16 protein-coding genes are annotated in these 17379 nt (G+C 72.4%); 11 read left to right on the forward strand and 5 right to left on the reverse strand.

What is annotated here, in order from left to right; all coding sequences use genetic code 11:
* Position 1: 1 nt before the first annotated feature.
* Positions 2-961: a LysR family transcriptional regulator gene (locus ACFUUZ_RS02275; protein ID WP_378691624.1), complete on the reverse strand. Its 960-nt coding sequence runs from the start codon at positions 959-961 to the stop codon at positions 2-4.
* 94 nt (positions 962-1055) lie between these two features.
* On the opposite strand from ACFUUZ_RS02275, the gene ACFUUZ_RS02280 reads away from it, so the two are divergent.
* Positions 1056-2438 carry an MFS transporter gene (locus ACFUUZ_RS02280; RefSeq protein WP_378691626.1) on the forward strand — a complete coding sequence of 461 codons (1383 nt, stop codon included), beginning with the start codon at positions 1056-1058 and terminating at the stop codon, positions 2436-2438.
* A 118-nt stretch (positions 2439-2556) separates the two neighbouring features.
* The gene (locus ACFUUZ_RS02285; RefSeq protein ID WP_378691629.1) at positions 2557-3303 is read left to right on the forward strand and encodes a 3-hydroxybutyrate dehydrogenase; all 747 of its coding nucleotides are present in this window, start codon (positions 2557-2559) and stop codon (positions 3301-3303) included.
* 109 nt (positions 3304-3412) lie between these two features.
* Here ACFUUZ_RS02285 and ACFUUZ_RS02290 read toward each other — a convergent pair whose 3' ends face one another.
* Positions 3413-4009 (reverse strand): TetR/AcrR family transcriptional regulator, encoded by a 597-nt coding sequence (locus ACFUUZ_RS02290; RefSeq protein ID WP_378691632.1) that lies wholly within the window; start codon positions 4007-4009, stop codon positions 3413-3415.
* A gap of 83 nt (positions 4010-4092) precedes the next feature.
* On the opposite strand from ACFUUZ_RS02290, the gene ACFUUZ_RS02295 reads away from it, so the two are divergent.
* The 7 genes from ACFUUZ_RS02295 (at position 4093) to ACFUUZ_RS02325 (ending at position 13633) form a co-directional block, all read left to right on the forward strand.
* A complete protein-coding gene (locus tag ACFUUZ_RS02295; protein ID WP_378691634.1) occupies positions 4093-5700 on the forward strand; it encodes a carboxyl transferase domain-containing protein in 1608 nt (535 codons plus the stop codon).
* 5 nt (positions 5701-5705) lie between these two features.
* Positions 5706-7850, forward strand: a complete 2145-nt coding sequence (locus ACFUUZ_RS02300; RefSeq protein ID WP_378691637.1) for an acetyl/propionyl/methylcrotonyl-CoA carboxylase subunit alpha — start codon at positions 5706-5708, stop codon at positions 7848-7850.
* The gene (locus ACFUUZ_RS02305; RefSeq protein WP_378691639.1) at positions 7847-9007 is read left to right on the forward strand and encodes an acyl-CoA dehydrogenase family protein; all 1161 of its coding nucleotides are present in this window, start codon (positions 7847-7849) and stop codon (positions 9005-9007) included. The genes ACFUUZ_RS02300 and ACFUUZ_RS02305 overlap by 4 nt, the downstream gene beginning before the upstream one ends.
* Positions 9004-9489, forward strand: coding sequence for a MaoC family dehydratase (locus ACFUUZ_RS02310; protein ID WP_378691642.1), 486 nt, complete (start codon positions 9004-9006; stop codon positions 9487-9489). The genes ACFUUZ_RS02305 and ACFUUZ_RS02310 overlap by 4 nt, the downstream gene beginning before the upstream one ends.
* A gap of 71 nt (positions 9490-9560) precedes the next feature.
* Positions 9561-10376: an HpcH/HpaI aldolase/citrate lyase family protein gene (locus ACFUUZ_RS02315; protein WP_378691645.1), complete on the forward strand. Its 816-nt coding sequence runs from the start codon at positions 9561-9563 to the stop codon at positions 10374-10376.
* A 10-nt stretch (positions 10377-10386) separates the two neighbouring features.
* Entirely contained in the window at positions 10387-12333 is a 1947-nt protein-coding gene (locus tag ACFUUZ_RS02320) for an acetoacetate--CoA ligase (protein WP_378691648.1), read from the forward strand.
* 67 nt (positions 12334-12400) lie between these two features.
* Positions 12401-13633, forward strand: a complete 1233-nt coding sequence (locus ACFUUZ_RS02325) for a TetR/AcrR family transcriptional regulator (RefSeq protein WP_378691650.1) — start codon at positions 12401-12403, stop codon at positions 13631-13633.
* Between the two features lie 2 nt (positions 13634-13635).
* Here the strand turns inward: ACFUUZ_RS02325 and ACFUUZ_RS02330 are convergent, their stop codons facing one another.
* Complete coding sequence (locus ACFUUZ_RS02330) at positions 13636-14028, reverse strand: YybH family protein (protein WP_378691652.1); 393 nt, start codon at positions 14026-14028, stop codon at positions 13636-13638.
* A 117-nt stretch (positions 14029-14145) separates the two neighbouring features.
* Between ACFUUZ_RS02330 and ACFUUZ_RS02335 the strand changes: the two genes are divergently transcribed.
* Complete coding sequence (locus tag ACFUUZ_RS02335) at positions 14146-15018, forward strand: aldo/keto reductase (protein WP_378691655.1); 873 nt, start codon at positions 14146-14148, stop codon at positions 15016-15018.
* A gap of 129 nt (positions 15019-15147) precedes the next feature.
* On the opposite strand, the gene ACFUUZ_RS02340 is transcribed toward ACFUUZ_RS02335, so the two are convergent.
* Positions 15148-15345: a hypothetical protein gene (locus ACFUUZ_RS02340; protein ID WP_378691658.1), complete on the reverse strand. Its 198-nt coding sequence runs from the start codon at positions 15343-15345 to the stop codon at positions 15148-15150.
* A gap of 341 nt (positions 15346-15686) precedes the next feature.
* Here ACFUUZ_RS02340 and ACFUUZ_RS02345 point away from each other — a divergent pair, with 341 nt between their 5' ends.
* The gene (locus ACFUUZ_RS02345; protein WP_378691660.1) at positions 15687-16880 is read left to right on the forward strand and encodes a hypothetical protein; all 1194 of its coding nucleotides are present in this window, start codon (positions 15687-15689) and stop codon (positions 16878-16880) included.
* Between the two features lie 125 nt (positions 16881-17005).
* On the opposite strand, the gene ACFUUZ_RS02350 is transcribed toward ACFUUZ_RS02345, so the two are convergent.
* The gene (locus ACFUUZ_RS02350; RefSeq protein ID WP_378691661.1) at positions 17006-17302 is read right to left on the reverse strand and encodes a HigA family addiction module antitoxin; all 297 of its coding nucleotides are present in this window, start codon (positions 17300-17302) and stop codon (positions 17006-17008) included.
* Between the last annotated feature and the right edge of the window lie 77 nt (positions 17303-17379).

The raw sequence follows: 17379 nt of genomic DNA on the forward strand, positions 1-17379 counted from the left end.
CCTAGGAACGGTCGCCGACATTGCCCAGCAACTCGTCGCCGCGGCGCTCGACGGTGGCGCGGATGGCGGCGACGACCTCGGCGACCTCGGGCCTGCGCAGCGTCTCGTGCCTGGCGACCAGCCAGTAGGAGAGCCGGACCACCACCTCGGCGCCGAGCACCCGCTCCAGGTCGGGGTGGCGGTCGGCCATGAAGCAGGGCAGCAGCCCGAGCCCGGCGCCCGCCCTGGTCGCCTCCACGTGCACGAAGACATTGGTCGAGCTCACCGACTCGCGCATAGTGGGGACGACGGCGGGGGCGAGGTCGAGGTCGTCCACCTGCAGCATGGAGTCGATGAAGTAGACGAGCGGGTAGCGCGCCAGGTCGTCGAGGCCGGCCGGGCGGCCGAACTCGTCGAGGTAGCCGCGCGAACCGTAGAGCCGCAGGCAGTAGTCGCCGAGCCGGAGCGCCTCGGCCCGGTGCACCTGCGGCTGCCCCACCACCACCTCGAGGTCGAGCCCGGAGCGCTGCACCGAGGCGCGACGGGTCGCGGTGACCAGCTCGACGGAGATCCCCGGGTGCCTGCGCCGCACCTCGGCGACGGCGGGCGCGGCGAGGTAGCCGCTGAAGCCGTCGGTCGAGGAGATCCGGACGACGCCCTCCAGCACCCGGTCCTGGCCGCCGCGGTCCAGGGTGCGCACCGCGGCGTCCACCGCCTCCGCGGCGCCGAGCGCCTCCCGGCCCAGGTCGGTGAGCTCCCAGCCGCCCGCCACCCGGTTCAGCACCCGGCCGCCGAGGTCGTGCTCCAGTGCGGCGATCCGGCGCGAGACGGTGGTGTGGTTGAGCCCGAGCTCCTCGGCGGCGGAGACGAAGCGCCCGCTGCGGCCGACGGCGAGCAGCACGAGCAGATCGTCCGCGCTCGGCCTGCCCCGACCCGGATTCATGTCTGCATTCTCGCAGATGCGAGCTGCGGTTCTGGGCATTGCGGTGCACGGTTTCGCGCACGAATACTCAGGAAACACTCAGTGTGTGCCCGGTCACAATGCGTGCTGCGCCGGGGTGAACGAAGGAGTTTCGATGAGCGTAGGCAGCGCGGCCGGTGATCCCGGCTACGCACCGAGCAACCTCCGGCGGGTGGTCGGCGCGTCGATGGCGGGCACCGTCGTCGAGTGGTACGAGTTCTTCCTCTACGGCACCGCGGCGACGCTGGTGTTCAGCAAGGTGTTCTTCCCGGCGGGCACCAGCGAGCTGGACGCCATCCTCGCCGCCTTCGTCACCTACGCCGTCGGCTTCGTGGCGCGCCCGCTCGGCGGGCTGGTCTTCGGCCACTTCGGCGACAAGTACGGCCGCAAGAAGCTGCTGCAGTTCAGCCTGGTCCTGGTCGGCGCGGCCACCTTCCTCATGGGCTGCCTGCCGACCTTCAACCAGATCGGCTACTGGGCGCCCGCGCTGCTGGTGCTGCTCCGCTTCCTGCAGGGCTTCGCGGTCGGCGGCGAGTGGGGCGGCGCGGTACTGCTGGTTGCCGAGCACAGCCCCAACAGGGACCGCGGGTTCTGGGCCAGCTGGCCGCAGGCGGGCGTGCCCGCGGGCAATCTGCTGGCAACTGTGGTGCTGCTCACGCTGACCAGCACGCTCTCCGACGCCGCCTTCCTCTCCTGGGGCTGGCGCGTGGCGTTCTGGCTCTCCGCGGTGGTGGTGCTGGTCGGGTACTACATCCGCACCAAGGTCACCGACGCGCCGATCTTCCTGGAGGCGCAGCAGGAGGCCGAGGAGCTGAAGGAGAGCTCGTTCAGCGCGGTCGAGGTGCTCAAGCGCTACCCGCGCGGCGTCTTCACCGCCATGGGGCTGCGGTTCGGCGAGAACATCATGTACTACCTGGTGGTCACCTTCACGATCACCTACCTCAAGGTGCAGGTCGGGATGGACACCTCGGACATCCTGTGGTGGCTGCTGATCGCGCACGCGGTGCACTTCGTGGCGATTCCGCTGGTCGGGCGGGCCAGCGACCGGTTCGGCAGGCGGCCGGTGTACCTTGCGGGCGCGATCCTCGGCGGGACCTGGGGCTTCTTCGCCTTCCCGATGATGAACAGCGCGCACCACGTGGTGGTGCTGCTGGCCATCGTGATCGGGCTGCTGTTCCACGCGCTCATGTACTCGGCGCAGCCCGCCATCATGGCGGAGATGTTCCCGACCCGGATGCGGTACTCCGGCGTCTCGCTCGGCTACCAGGTGACCTCGATCGTGGCCGGTTCGCTGGCGCCGATCATCGCGGTCCGGCTGCTCGACACCTTCGACTCCTCGGTCCCGATCGCCGTGTACCTCGCCGCGGCCTGCGCCATCACCGCCATCGCGGTGCTGGTCGCCCGCGAGACCAAGGGCGCCGACCTGGCGCAGATCGACGCCGCCGATGCCGCGCAGCTGGCGAGCGAGGCCAAGGCGGCGGCGGTGACCGCCCGATGAGCGCAGCTGCGACCGGCCGCGCCGGGGCCGTGGTTCGCACCGGAGCGACAGTTCGCGCCGGGGCGGTGGGCGGCACGCGGGCCGCGACGACGGTGGGCCGCCCGGCGACGGGACGGCGATGAACACGCTGGACGGGAAGACCGCGCTGGTCACCGGCGGGGCGAGCGGGATCGGCGCCGCCTGTGCCCGCGCCCTCGCCGAGCGCGGCGCGCACGTGACGGTGGCGGACCGGGACGAGACCGGAGCCAAGGAGGTGGCCGCCGAGATCGGCGGCACCGCCTGGGCGGTCGACCTGCTCGACGTCACCGCGCTGGAATCGCTGGAGCTGGAGACCGACATCCTGGTCAACAATGCCGGGGTGCAGCACGTCGCGGCCATCCCGGACTTCCCCCCGGAGCGCTTCCGGCAGCTGCTGGCGCTCATGGTGGAGGCGCCGTTCCTGCTGGTCCGGGCGGCGCTGCCGCACATGTACCGGAGCGGGGGCGGGCGGGTCGTGAACATCTCCTCGGTGCACGGGCTGCGCGCCTCGGCGTACAAGGCTGCCTACGTCACCGCCAAACACGCGCTGGAGGGGCTCTCCAAGGTCACGGCGCTGGAGGGCGGGCCGCACGGGGTCACCAGCAACTGCGTGAACCCGGGGTACGTGCGGACGCCGCTGGTGGACAAGCAGATCGCGGACCAGGCGGCGGCGCACGGGATCCCGGAGCGGGAGGTGGTGGAGAAGGTGCTGCTCACCGAGAGCGCCATCAAGCGGCTGGTGGAGCCGGACGAGGTCGCCGCGCTGGTCTGCTGGCTCGCCTCCGCGGACGCGGGCATGGTGACCGGGGCGTCGTACACCATGGACGGCGGCTGGAGCGCCAGGTAGTCCGGTCGGACGCGCCCGAGCGCCGTGGGCGCCACGGCCGGCACAGCCCCGCAGGCGAGTGGCGCCGCGACGCTCGACCGAGCGCGGCGGTGCCGAGCGCGGCGGCGACTCAGCCGGCGAGCGCGGCGAGTGCCATGCGGCGGAGGACCGGGCGGGCGCGGGCGGCGGAGGCCAGGCTCGCGCTGTGCGGGGTGGAGTTCAGCAGCCCGAAGGCGGCGTGCGCCTGCACCCTGGCGTCCTCCTCGCCGAGCCCGGGGTGCAGCGCGCACAACACGCCGACCCAGACCTCCACGTAGCGGCGCTGGGCCCGCCGGATCTCCCGGCGCGGCCCCGGCGGGACGGCATCCAGGTCGCGGTCCTGGATGCGGATGAGCTCCGGCTCGCCGAGCGCGAAGTCGAGGTGGAAATCGACCAGCGCGGCCAGCGCGGCCCCCGGCTCGGCCCCACCGCCCGCCACCGCCCGCCCCCCGGCAAGCAGCCGCTCGGAGACCTCGGTGAGCAACTCGATGAGCAGCGCCTCCTTGGAGGCGAAGTGCCGGTAGACCGCGGGCCCGCTGATCCCCACCGCGGCACCCAGGTCGTCCAGCCGGACACCGGGAAAGCCGCGATCCGCGATCAACCTGGCCCCGGCCTGCAGCAGATCGCTCCGGCGCTGCTGCTTGAGCTGCTCGCGCCGGGTCGGCACCGCTGGCTCGACGCGCACCACACACCTCCCTGGACATGTCGGTTAGTCAAGATTAACCTGAATTACAGTTAACAGCGATTAACCGACACGGGACAGGATGCACCATGACCGGCACACTGGAGCTCGGGCTCGACAACCGGGCGGCGCACCGGGCCCTCGTCGGCGAGCTGCGCGAGCGGCTGGCAGCGGCGGCACTCGGCGGCCCGGAGAAGGCGCGGCAGCGCCACCTCGACCGGGGCAAGCTGCTCCCCCGCGACCGGGTGGACCGGCTGCTCGACCCTGGCAGCCCGTTCCTGGAGATCGCGGCGCTCGCCGCCGAGGGCATGTACGGCGGCGACTGCCCGGCGGCCGGGGTGATCGCCGGAATCGGCCGGGTGGCAGGCCGGGAGTGCGTGATCGTCGCCAACGACGCGACGGTCAAGGGCGGCACCTACTACCCGATGACGGTGAAGAAGCACCTGCGGGCGCAGGAGATCGCGCTGCAGAACAACCTGCCCTGCGTCTACCTGGTCGACTCCGGCGGCGCGCACCTGCCGCACCAGGACGACGTCTTCCCGGACCGCGAGCACTTCGGCCGCATCTTCTACAACCAGGCCACCATGAGCGCGGCGGGCATCCCGCAGATCGCCGCGGTGCTCGGCTCCTGCACCGCGGGCGGCGCCTACGTGCCCGCCATGAGCGACGAGGCGGTGATCGTCCGCAACCAGGGCACCATCTTCCTGGGCGGGCCGCCGCTGGTGAAGGCGGCCACCGGCGAGGTGGTCACCGCCGAGGAGCTGGGCGGCGGCGAGCTGCACTCGCGGGTCTCCGGCGTCACCGACCACCTGGCCGAGGACGACGAGGACGCGCTGCGGATCGTCCGACGGATCGTCGGCACGCTCGGGCCCACCCCCGCATCGCCGTGGCGGGTCCGGGAATCGGTGCCGCCCGCGGCGCCGGAGGACGAGCTCTACGACGTGGTGCCGGTGGACCTGCGCACCCCGTACGACGTGCGCGCGGTGATCGAGCGGCTGGTCGACGCCGAGCCGGGGGCGCCGGAGCGCAGCAGCTTCGGTGAGTTCAAGGCCGAGTACGGCAAGACGCTGGTCACCGGCTTCGCGCACCTGCACGGCCACCCGGTGGGGATCGTGGCGAACAACGGCGTGCTCTTCGGCGAATCCGCCATGAAGGGCGCGCACTTCATCGAGCTCTGCGACAAGCGCAAGATCCCGCTGCTCTTCCTGCAGAACATCACCGGCTTCATGGTCGGCCGCGACTACGAGGCGGGCGGCATCGCCAAGCACGGCGCCAAGATGGTCACCGCGGTGGCCTGCGCGCGCGTCCCCAAGCTGACCGTGGTGATCGGCGGCTCCTACGGCGCGGGCAACTACTCCATGTGCGGGCGCGCCTACTCACCGCGCTTCCTCTGGATGTGGCCGAACGCGCGGATCTCGGTGATGGGCGGCGAGCAGGCCGCCTCGGTGCTCGCCACGGTCCGCGGCGACCAGCTCGACGGCTCCGGGCAGCCCTGGTCCGAGGCGGATCGGGAGGCGTTCAAGGCGCCGATCCGGGAGCAGTACGAAACCCAGGGCAACCCCTACTACTCGACGGCCCGGCTCTGGGACGACGGGGTGATCGACCCGGCCGACACCAGGACGGTGCTCGGCCTGGCGCTCGCGGCCTGCGCGCAGGCGCCCCTCGCCCCGGTCTCCTACGGCGTCTTCCGGATGTGAGCGCGATGACCTCCCTCTTCGGCGAAACCGCCGGTATCACGGCATTCGACACGGTCCTGGTGGCGAACCGGGGTGAGATCGCGGTCCGGGTGATCCGCACGCTGCGCGCGCTCGGGCTGCGCTCGGTGGCGGTGTACAGCGACGCCGACGCGGACGCGGCGCACGTGCACGCGGCCGACGTCGCGGTCCGGCTCGGACCCGCGCCCGCCCGCGAGAGCTACCTGGCGGTGAACCTGGTGGTCGCCGCCGCGGTGCGCACCGGGGCCGGTGCGGTGCACCCCGGGTACGGGTTCCTCTCCGAGAACGCGGCCTTCGCGGCGGCGCTGGACGCGGCGGGGATCGTGTTCCTCGGGCCGCCCGCCCGAGCCATCGAGGTGATGGGCGACAAGATCACCGCCAAGAAGACGGTGACGGCGTTCGACGTCCCGGTGGTGCCCGGGATCGCCGAGCCGGGGCTGACCGACGCGCAGCTGCTGGCGGCGGCGCCGGGCATCGGGTTCCCGGTGCTGGTCAAGCCCTCCGCCGGGGGCGGCGGCAAGGGGATGCGGCGGGTCGACGACCCGGCCGCGCTGCCCGCGGCGCTGGTCAGCGCGCGGCGCGAGGCCGCGGCGGCGTTCGGCGACGACACCCTGTTCCTGGAGCGGTTCGTCACCAACCCCCGGCACATCGAGGTGCAGGTGCTGGCCGACGCGCACGGCGCCGTGCTGCACCTGGGCGAGCGGGAGTGCTCGCTGCAGCGCAGGCACCAGAAGGTGATCGAGGAGGCGCCGTCGCCGCTGCTGGACGCGGCGACCAGGGAGCGGATCGGCGCCGCCGCCTGCGCCACCGCGCGCAGCGTCGACTACCGGGGGGTCGGCACGGTGGAGTTCATCGTGTCGGCGGACCGGCCGGACGAGTTCTTCTTCATGGAGATGAACACCAGGCTGCAGGTGGAGCACCCGGTGACCGAGCTGGTGACCGGGGTGGACCTGGTGGAGTGCCAGGTGCGGGTCGCCGCCGGGCAGCGGCTGGCGGTTTCGCAGGGCGACATCCGGCTCACCGGGCACGCGGTGGAGGCGCGGGTGTACGCCGAGGACCCGGGCCGGGACTTCCTGCCGACCGGCGGGAAGGTGCTCGCCGTGGCCGAGCCCGCCGGGGTGCGGGTGGACTCCGGGCTGCGGGCAGGCACCACGGTCGGCAGCGACTACGACCCGATGCTGGCCAAGGTGATCGCCTTCGCCGCGGATCGGGGGGCCGCGCTGGCCGGGTTGGATCGGGCGCTGGGCGAAACCGTCGTCCTCGGGCTGGGGACCAATGTGGAGTTCCTGCGGTTCCTGCTCGCCGATCCGGACGTGGTCGCCGGGAACCTGGACACCGGGCTGCTGGACCGGCGGGTCGGGGATTTCGCGGGAGCGCGGGTGACCGACGACGAGTTCGTCGCCGCGGCGGTGGCGGACTGGCTGCGGCTGCAGCCGGAGCCGGGTGCGGGGCCGTGGGCGCAGCCGTCGGGGTGGCGGTTGGGAGCGCCCGCCCCGGTCGTAGCGCGGCTCGACGGTGACGGAATCACCCGCGAGGTGCGGATCACCGGGACGCCCGATGCTGCCCGGGTCCGGGTGGACGACGGCCCCGAGCTGACGCTCACCGCGTCGGCGCTCCCGGTCACGGACGCGGTCGGCCACCGCGCGACGCCTATCCGTAGCGCGGCGCACACCGATGGGGCGGCACTCGCCCGCGGGCCCCAGTGGACTGGCGACGCGGCATCTGTCGCCGGGACGCCGGGCGTCAGCACCCTGACCCTGACCCTGGACGGCGTCCGGCACGAGTACCTGGTCGCCGCGGAAGGGGGGCAGTACTGGCTGGCGGGCCCAGCAGGCACCCGGACCCTGCGCCGCGCGACCCCCACCGCGCTGCGCGGGGCGGGCGCGCACGAGGGCGATGCCGAGATCCGCAGCCCCATGCCGGGTTCGGTGATCGCGATCGGTACGGCGGCCGGTACCGAGGTGGCCGCGGGCGACCCCGTGGTCGTCGTAGAAGCCATGAAGATGGAGCACACGCTCACGGCGCCGGTCGCAGGCACCGTCGAGCTCCTGGTGACCCCGGGCACCCAGGTCCGGCTGGACCAGGTGCTCGCCCGCATCACCGCGTCGACGATCGAAGGACTACCCGCATGACCGACTTCCTCGCCACCGGTGCGCTACCGGAGGACTACCGCGACCTGGCGATGACCGTGCGGGAATTCGCCCGCGCCGTCGTCGCCCCGGTCTCCGCCGAGCACGACGCCGCGTGCAGCTTCCCGTACGAGGTCGTCGCGGGCATGGCCGAGATGGGGCTCTTCGGGCTGCCCTTCCCGGAGGAGTACGGCGGCATGGGCGGCGACTACTTCGCGCTCTGCCTGGCCCTGGAGGAGCTGGCCAAGGTGGACCAGAGCGTGGCCATCACGCTGGAGGCCGGGGTCTCGCTCGGCGCCATGCCGATCTACCGGTTCGGCACCGAGGAGCAGAAGCAGCGCTGGCTGCCCGAGCTCACCGGCGGCCGCGCGCTCGCCGCCTTCGGCCTCACCGAGCCCGGCGCGGGCAGCGACGCGGGCGGGACCAGGACCACGGCGACGCTGGACTCCGGCGAGTGGGTGATCAACGGCAGCAAGCAGTTCATCACCAACTCCGGCACCGACATCACCCGGCTGGTCACCGTCACCGCCGTCACCGGGGGCACCGGCGGCAAGAAGGAGATCTCGACCATCCTGGTCCCGACCGACACGCCCGGCTTCGTCGCCGAACCGGCCTACTCCAAGGTCGGCTGGAACGCCTCGGACACGCACCCGCTCAGCCTCACCGACGTCCGGGTGCCGGAGGAGAACCTGCTCGGCGAGCGCGGCCGCGGGTACGCCAACTTCCTGCGCATCCTGGACGAGGGGCGGATCGCCATCGCCGCGCTCGCGGTCGGCGCGGCCCAGGGCTGCGTGGACGAGAGCGTGCGGTACGCGGGCGAGCGCGACGCCTTCGGCAAGCCGATCGGGCGCAACCAGGCCATCGCGTTCAAGATCGCCAGGATGGAGGCGCGGGCGCACACCGCGCGCACCGCCTACTACGACGCCGCCGCGCTCATGCTGGCGGGCAAGCCGTTCAAGAAGCAGGCGTCGATCGCCAAGATGGTGGCCAGTGAGGCCGCCATGGACAACGCGCGGGACGCCACGCAGATCTTCGGCGGCTACGGTTTCATGAACGAGTACACGGTCGCTCGGCACTACCGGGACAGCAAGATCCTGGAGGTCGGCGAGGGGACGACGGAGGTCCAGTTGCTGCTGATCGCCAGGGAGCTGGGGCTGTGAGCGCGCCGCGCCGAATCACCCAGCGCGGGCTGTGGTTCGAGGAGTTCGAGACCGAGGTGATCTACGAGCACCGGCCGGGGCGCACGATCACCGAGGCGGACAATGTCCTGTTCACCACGCTCACCATGAACACCCAGGCGCTGCACCTGGACGCCGCCTTCGCCGAGACGCAGCCGCCGTTCAACCAGCGGCTGGTGAACTCGATGTTCACGCTGTCCACGCTGATCGGGCTCTCGATCACCCAGCTGACCCAGGGCACCCTGGTGGGCAACCTCGGCTTCTCGGAGATCGCCTTCCCCAAGCCGCTCTTCCACGGTGACACGCTCTACGCCGAGACCGTGGTCACCGAGAAGCGGCTCTCCAAAAGCAGGCCGGGCGAGGGCATCGTGACGCTCGCGCACACCGGCCACAACCAGCGCGGCGACGTGGTCGTCACAGCCGTCCGGAAAACCCTCGTGCGTACCAAGGAGTCGCAGGCATGAGCGAGTCAGGCCCGGAGGCGGGAGCGGAGCGTGGCCACGAAGGGCCCTCGCTCGTGCCGAATGGACACAGCATGACCGACGTGACCGGCCCGGGGTGGCTCTTCTGCCCAGCCGACCGCCCGGACCGCTACGCCAAGGCCGCGGCCGCCGCCGACGTGGTGATCCTGGACCTGGAGGACGCGGTCGCCGCCGCGGACAAGGACTCGGCCAGGGAGTCCGTGCTGAGCACCCAGCTCGACCCGGCGACCACGGTGATCCGGATCAACGGCGCCGACACCGCGCACTACGTGGCCGATGTCGGCGCGCTGCACCGCACCGAGTACCGCACCGTCATGCTGCCGAAGGCCGAGTCGGCGGAGCAGCTGCGCGCCCTCGACGGCTTCTCGGTGATCGCGCTCATCGAGTCGCCGCGCGGCGTGCTCGCCTGTGAGCGGATCATGGACGAGCCGAACGCGGTCGGGATCATGTGGGGCGCGGAGGACCTGGTGGCCGCGCTGGGCGGGCAGTCCACCCGGCGCCAGGACGGGAGCTACCGCGACCTGCCCAGGCACCTGCGCTCGACCACGCTGCTCGCGGGCAAGGCGGCGGGCAAGTTCGCGCTGGACGGGGTGTACCTGAACATCCCCGACCTGGACGGGTTGCGCGACGAGGCGCTGGACGCGGTGGCGGTCGGCTTCGACGCCAAGGTCGCCATCCACCCCAGGCAGATCCCGGTCATCCGCGGCGCCTACGCCCCCTCCGGCGAGGAGCTGGACTGGGCGCGCCGGGTGCTGGCGGAGGTGCCGAACCATCGCGGCGTCTTCCAGTTCGAGGGCCGGATGGTCGATGGGCCGGTGCTGCGGCACGCCGAGCAGATCGTGCGCCGTGCGGGCGCCGCGAGCGACTGAGGAGACAGCAGTGGAACCACAGTGGGTGCCGACCGAGCGCGACATCGCCGCCGCGCGGATCACCGATTTCGCCCGGTTCGCCGGGGCGCGGGCCGGGCGCGAGTTCGCCGACTACCCGGCGCTCTGGCAGTGGTCGGTGGAGGACCTGCCCGGCTTCTGGCACGCGCTGTGGGACTACTTCCGGCTCGGCGAGATCGGCGGCGAGGTGCTGGCGAGCCGGGAGATGCCGGGGGCGGAGTGGTTCCCGGGCACCAGGATCAACTACGTGGACCAGGTGGTGCGCGCGCTGAACCCGGAGCGCCCGGCCATCGTGCAGATCACCGAGGAGCGGGAGCCGCGCGAGGTCTCCTGGGCCGAGCTGATCGACCACACCGCCGCCTTCGCCCGCACCCTGCGCGGGCTCGGCGTCGGCCCCGGCGACCGGGTGGCGGGCTACCTGCCGAACATCCCCGAGGCGATCGTCGCCTTCCTCGGCACCGCGAGCATCGGCGCGGTGTGGAGCGCGTGCGGCCAGGACTACTCGCCCAAGGCCGCGCTGGACCGGCTCGGCCAGCTGGAGCCGGTGGTGCTGGTCGCCGCCGACGGCTACGCCTACGGCGGGAAGACGCACGACAAGCGCGACGACCTGGCCGCGGTGCGCGCCGGGCTGCCGACGCTGCGCGGCACCGTCGTCGTGCCCAGGCTCGGGCTTCCGGTCGACGACGTCACCCCGTGGGCCGACGCCGTCGCGGTCACCGAGGCGCAGCCGCCGGTCATCACCACCGAGCCGGTGGAGTTCGACCACCCGCTCTGGATCGTCTTCTCCTCCGGCACCACCGGGCTGCCCAAGGGCATCGTGCACGGCCACGGCGGGGTGCTGCTCGAGCACCTGAAGGCCGTCGCGCTGCACGCTGACATCGGGCCCGACGACACCTTCTTCTGGTACACCAGCCCGAGCTGGATGATGTGGAACTTCCAGGTCGCCGGGTTGCTCACCGGCGCCACCGTCGTGACCTACGACGGCAGCCCCACGCACCCGGACCCCGGCGCGCTCTGGCGGATCGCCGCCGAGACCGGAACCACCGTGCTCGGCACCAGCCCGGGCTACGTGCTGGCCTGCATCAAGGACGGGCTGGTGCCGCGCACCGCCTTCGACCTGTCGGCGCTGCGCACGGTCGGGATCACCGGCTCCTCGCTGCCGCCCGCCTCCTCGGAGTGGATCGGCGCCAATGCCGGTGACCACGTGCAGGTCTCGTCGATCAGCGGCGGCACCGACGTGGTGAGCGCCTTCGCGGGCGGCACCAGGACGGTGCCGGTGTGGCCGGGCGAACTCTCCGCGCCGTACCTCGGGGTCGCGCTGGACGCCTTCGACCCGGACGGGAAGCCGGTGCGCGACGAGGTCGGCGAGCTGGTGGTGACCGCGCCCATGCCGTCCATGCCGGTGCGGTTCTGGAAGGACCCCGACGGGCACCGCTACCACGACGCCTACTTCGACACCTTCCCCGGCATCTGGCGGCACGGCGACTGGATCACGCTGACCGGGCACGGCAGCGTCGTCGTGCACGGCCGCTCGGACTCCACGCTGAACCGGCACGGCATCCGGATGGGCAGCGCCGACATCTACCAGTCGGTGGAGCGGCTGCCGGAGATCACCGAGGCGCTGGTGATCGGCGTCGAGCAACCGGACGGCGGCTACTGGATGCCGCTCTTCGTCACCTTGGCCGCCGGCGCCGATCTCACCGACGAACTGCGCGCCAGGATCGCAGGCACCATCCGCACCGAGGTCTCGCCGCGGCACGTGCCGGACGAGGTGATCGTCGCGCCCGGCATCCCGCACACCAGGACCGGCAAGAAGCTCGAGGTGCCGATCAAGAAGCTGTTCCAGGGCGCGGAGCCGGGGCGGGTGGTCGAGCGCAGCGCGGTCGACGACCCGGCGCTGCTGGACTGGTACGCCGAACAGCGGCCTGCCGCGACGTGAACCGCGGGCGGCGGAACCGGACGGCGCAGCGGCGGGCGACCGGGGTCCGTGCCGATACCATGTCGGCATGAGTGTCGACAATCGCCGCAGTACGCGCAAGGCGGTCACCGGCGACTCGGCACCTCGGGAGATCCGGCGGCGGCCGAAGAACCGGCGGGCCCAGATCGCGGCGACCTCCGCGGCCGCCTTCGGCTCGCTGGGCTACCACGGCGTCAGCATGGAGGACATCGCCACCGCGCTCGGCATCAGCTCGGCCGCGCTGTACCGGCACTACCCCAGCAAGTACGCGCTCTTCCAGGAGGAGCTGCTGCGGGTCGGCGGTGCCATGGTGGAGGCGGTGCGGCTGCCCGCGGACCTCGACGACGCGCCGCCGCGCACCCGGCTGCAGCACGTGCTCGAGGCGCTGATCGGGACCACCATCGAGAACCGCCCCACCGTCACCCTGGTGCGCTGGGAGGGCCGCTACCTGGAGCCGGACGACCTGGCGCTGCTGAACGAACAGCAGATGACGGTGCTGCGCGCGCTCGGCACCCAGGTGGCGGCGCTGCGCCCCGAGCTCTCCGAGAGCGACGTCGGGGTGCTCTGCGTCGCCATCCTGAGCGCCGTCACCAGCATCGCCGACCACCACGCCGCGCTCCCGGTCAAGACCATCCAGAAGCTGCTCGGCAGCGCGGCCACCGCGCTGGCGGGCGCCACGCTCCCGCCCGCGGTCGCCACCGAGCTGCCCGCCCCGGTGGAGATCCCGGACTCGTTCAAGCACGAGCTGCTGCTGCGCAAGGCGGTCGAGCTCTTCCACGCCCGCGGCTACCCGAATGTCAGCGTGGAGGAGATCGCCACCGCGGCCGGGCTCTCCGCCGCCTCCGCGGTCTACCGCTTCTACCGGGGCAAGAGCGACCTGCTCGCCGCCGCCTTCCGGCGCGCGGCGGACCGGGTCTCCGGCGCCATCGGCCCCGCGGTGGCGGCGAGCACCGACAGCGCGGACGCGCTGGAGGCGCTGATCACGCAGTACGTCACCGGCTCCTTCGCCGAGCGCGCGCTGACCTTCGTCTACTACACCGAGTTCCAGCACGTGCCGGTGGAGGAGCGCACGGTGCTGCGCAATATCCAGCGGCTCAGCGTCGAGGAGTGGGCCCGGCTGGTGCGCGACGTGCGCCCCGAGCTCAGCTCGGCCGAGACCCGGTTCCTGGTGCACGCGGCCTTCGCCCAGGTGGTGGATCTCGGCCGGGCCTTCGACACCGACCCGGTCGCCTCGCCGGAGCGGGTGCGCCTGCTCATGCGGACGATCCTCTTCGGCGCCTGAGCTCAGTCCGCCAGCGGGAACGAGTGGTGCTCGTGGGCGATCAGCCAGCGCCCGCCCTCGTGCCGCAGGCCCAGGGTGATGCGCAGCCGCCGGTCCGGGTGCGCGCGCAGCTCGTCCGGGGTGGCGCAGTGCAGCAGGGCGTGCGCGAAGGCGACCTCGGCGCCCGCGGTCACCTGGAGCTCGACGATCTCGAAGCGGGCGCCGGTGGCGATGAACTCGAAGAACGGCGGCCAGGTCGCGCGGTACTCGGCGGCGCCGCGGACACCGTTCTGCGGCGGCGGGACGTCGAACATGACGATGTCGTCGGTGTGGTTCGCCACGGTGGCTTCCAGGTCGCGGGACCGGATGGCGGCCACCCAGTCCTCGACGACGGTGCGGATCTGCTGCTCGGACATGGTTCTCCCTTCCTCCCCTGTTTCGACGCGGCGAGCGCGGCGGATTCATCGCGCGGGAACATCCGGGCCGCTCCCCCGGTTGCGCACCGAGGGGTACCGACGACGAGAGGATCTGTGATGAGCACCGATGTGGAGTCCCGCCCGGCCGATGCGTCCGGCACCTTCGCGCTCGGCGGCGACCTGCCGGTCAACCGGCTCGGCTACGGCGCCATGCAGCTGACCGGCGATGGCGTCTGGGGTGACCCGCGCGACCCCGACGAGGCGGTGCGGGTGCTGCGGCGCGCCGTCGAGCTCGGCGTGAACTTCATCGACACCGCCGACTCCTACGGGCCGTTCGTCAGCGAGCAGCTGATCCGGAAGGCGCTGCACCCGTACGCCGACAACCTGGTGATCGCCACCAAGGGCGGGCTCACCCGCTCCGGGCCGGGCGACTGGCGGCCGGTGGGCCGCCCCGAGTACCTGCGCCAGCAGACCGAGCTGAGCCTGCGCCACCTCGGCGTGGACCGGATCGACCTCTACCAGCTGCACCGGATCGACCCGAAGGTGCCGCTCGCCGACCAGCTCGGCGAGCTGGCGCTGCTCCGCGAGGAGGGCAAGATCCGGCACATCGGCGTCTCCCAGGTGAGCGTGGCACAGCTGCAGGAGGCGCGGGAGATCGCGCCGATCGTCTCGGTGCAGAACCTGTACAACCTGGCGAACCGGGCCGACGAGGAGGTGCTGGCATACGCCGAGGCGGAGAACATCGCCTTCATCCCGTGGTTCCCGATCGCGACCGGCGAGCTGGCCAGGCCGGGCGGGCCGCTGGACGCCATCTCCGCCGAGCACGGCGCCTCGCCCGCCCAGCTGGCGCTGGCCTGGCTGCTGCGGCGCTCGCCGGTGGTGCTGCCGATCCCGGGCACGTCGACGGTGGCGCACGTCGAGGAGAACATCGCGGCGGCGGAAATCACGCTGTCCGACAGCGAATTCGAGACGCTCAGCAACGCCGCGTAGTCGCGGAAGGCACGGACGCGAGTGCGCCGCGACCGCCGCACGGACTGCGCGGTGCCGCGCTCGAGCGGCGCCGCGCCGCACCCGGTGCCGCCCCTCACGCGGCGCCGGTCGGCGCGCGGTCTGCGCCGGTCAGACTCGGGCGGTGTCCCGATAGGCACCGTAGGAGAATGCGGCGGCGGCGAGGAACTGCCTGCAGCCCGCGCCGTGCCCGGCGTGCACCGCGAGCACGAAGCGGGCGCGGGCGGCATCCAGCGGCGGCGGCTCGGACGCGCAGTCGCGGCTCTGCATCAACCACAGTTCGCGGGTATCCGGCGCGAGTACATCCATGGTCCACCTCCGTGTTGCTCGATGTGTGCACCCGGCGCCGTGGTGGCGCGGGAGGAGCCGGGGGGCGGCTGGATCGGACCGCGCGCGGGCTCCGGTCGAAAAGGGCGTCCACCGAGAGGGTTCGGGCACAACCCCCGGCACCGGGTGCGCTTTCAAGGGTGCATGCGCCGACTACGCGCAAACCAGTCCCGAATACGGTAATTGCGAGTACTTTTCGCTTGTAAGCACCGGTAGGGGACGAGGCGGCACCTATGCTCGAAGTCGACTGGAGGGGTGAACACGTCCGAGCGCTGCGCGCGGCGATGCGCCGGAGTCGGTACGAGTTCGCCCGTCTGGTGGGAGTGACACCACGCACCGTGGGGTTGTGGGAGAACGGCCGCACCACGCGGATGCACGATGCGAGCAGGCGCTTGCTGGATCGGGTGCTGGCCGAGGCGGACGCCGAGGCGCTGGCCCGGTTCACGCAGGCAATCGCCGAACCGGAACCCAAGCTCGAAAGCGGGCTCGACAAGGAAGTCGAGGACGACGTGAGAAGGCGTGAACTACTGACCTACGCCGGCATCGGAATAGCCGGCCAGGCCGCGGCGCTCGTCGCGGCGGAACCCGAACGGATGCTCGCGGCGCTGGACGCGGGCTCGATCAGCGAGCGTAGGCTGCTCGTGCTCGAAGAGACCGCCACCCACCTCGGCACCCGCGCGGTGCAGGTGCCGCCGCGCGAGCTGCTGCCCGGCGCGCTGGAGCAGTTCCGGGCTGTCCGCAGCTGTCTCGCCGAGCGGCAGACCACCGCGGCGCAGGCCAGGCTGGTGCGCACCGCGGGCAGGTTGGCGACCGTCGTCGGCGAGATCCTGTTCAACGACGGGCATTTCGGCCAGGCCAAGATGTGGTACACCACCGCCGCGCACGCCGCGCAGGACATCGGGGACCGCTACACCGAGGACATCGCGCTGGCAGGCGCCGGCTACCTGCCCACCTACAGCGACCGCCCGCGCGACGTGCTCTCGCTGCTCGCGCCGCGGCTCGCGCAGAACCCGGACCGCGGGCCCGCCACCGCCTGGCTCTGGAGCCTGGCCGCGCGGGCGCACGCCGAACTCGGCGAAGCGAATGATTTCGCGCGCTGCATCGACCGGGCCGCCGCCGCGCTCGCGGTAGCGAAACCCGAGGAGATGCCGCTCGGCATCTTCTCCTTCCGGCCGGAGAAGCTCGCCTTCTACCGGGCCATCGGCTCGGCCCGGCTCGGGCTCGTCGACCAGACCGAGCAGGCCGCCTCCGAGGCGATCGCCGCCTACCACCCGTCCGAGACCATGGAGCCCGCGCTGGTGCGCTTCGAGCACGCCACCGCGCTGCTCGCCGGGGGTGAGGTCGACGAGGCCTGTGCGGTCGCCACCGCCGCCATCACCGGCCCCAACACCTACGTCGGGCTCACCGTCGCCAAGCGCGCCCGCCGCTTCGACGCCACCCTCGGCACCCGCCGCGGCGCGGCCGTCACCGAGTGGCGCGACCGCATGACCACCGCCACCGGCGACCGCCGCACCTGATGCCGGACATCGAAGACCCGGCGGATGAGGACCGCCGGGTCTGGCTCGAGCAAGCCCGCGCGGACGCCCTCCGCCTCCGGGACGAGGACTGGAGCTCGGAACCGGACGCCTGGTAGCGCCTTTCGTCAGGCCGAGCGCAGTGGCCGGATCGCGGCGAGCACGTCGGCCAGGCGCTCCCGCTCCACCTCGATGTCGTACCGATCCTGGAGGTTGAGCCAGAACCGCTCGCTGGTGTCGAAGTAGCGGGCCAGCCGCAACGCGGTGTCCGTGGTGATCCGCCGGGTACCGTGCACGATCTCGTTGATCCGCCGCGGCGGTACCGCGATCGCCACCGCGAGGCGGTGCTGCGTGATGCCGAGCGGTTCCAGGTACTCCGTCAGCAGAATCTCACCGGGATGCACCGAATCCTCCGCCTGGGTCACCCGGTGACGGTAGCGCGTGGGTCGGGGCGCGCGGGCGGAAGGGGGGATGTGGCCCGCGCGCCCCGCATTCGGGTGGT

This window comes from Nocardia sp. NPDC057353, from assembly GCF_042667085.1.
Taxonomy (GTDB): Bacteria; Actinomycetota; Actinomycetes; order Mycobacteriales; family Mycobacteriaceae; genus Nocardia.

Coding starts and splice junctions, on each gene's coding strand:
- ACFUUZ_RS02275 (WP_378691624.1), bottom strand. CDS start 961: ATGCCCAGAACCGCAGCTCGCATCTGCGAGAATGCAGACATGAATCCG.
- ACFUUZ_RS02280 (WP_378691626.1), top strand. CDS start 1,056: ATGAGCGTAGGCAGCGCGGCCGGTGATCCCGGCTACGCACCGAGCAAC.
- ACFUUZ_RS02285 (WP_378691629.1), top strand. CDS start 2,557: ATGAACACGCTGGACGGGAAGACCGCGCTGGTCACCGGCGGGGCGAGC.
- ACFUUZ_RS02295 (WP_378691634.1), top strand. CDS start 4,093: ATGACCGGCACACTGGAGCTCGGGCTCGACAACCGGGCGGCGCACCGG.
- ACFUUZ_RS02300 (WP_378691637.1), top strand. CDS start 5,706: ATGACCTCCCTCTTCGGCGAAACCGCCGGTATCACGGCATTCGACACG.
- ACFUUZ_RS02305 (WP_378691639.1), top strand. CDS start 7,847: ATGACCGACTTCCTCGCCACCGGTGCGCTACCGGAGGACTACCGCGAC.
- ACFUUZ_RS02315 (WP_378691645.1), top strand. CDS start 9,561: ATGACCGACGTGACCGGCCCGGGGTGGCTCTTCTGCCCAGCCGACCGC.
- ACFUUZ_RS02325 (WP_378691650.1), top strand. CDS start 12,401: ATGAGTGTCGACAATCGCCGCAGTACGCGCAAGGCGGTCACCGGCGAC.
- ACFUUZ_RS02330 (WP_378691652.1), bottom strand. CDS start 14,028: ATGTCCGAGCAGCAGATCCGCACCGTCGTCGAGGACTGGGTGGCCGCC.
- ACFUUZ_RS02335 (WP_378691655.1), top strand. CDS start 14,146: ATGAGCACCGATGTGGAGTCCCGCCCGGCCGATGCGTCCGGCACCTTC.
- ACFUUZ_RS02340 (WP_378691658.1), bottom strand. CDS start 15,345: ATGGATGTACTCGCGCCGGATACCCGCGAACTGTGGTTGATGCAGAGC.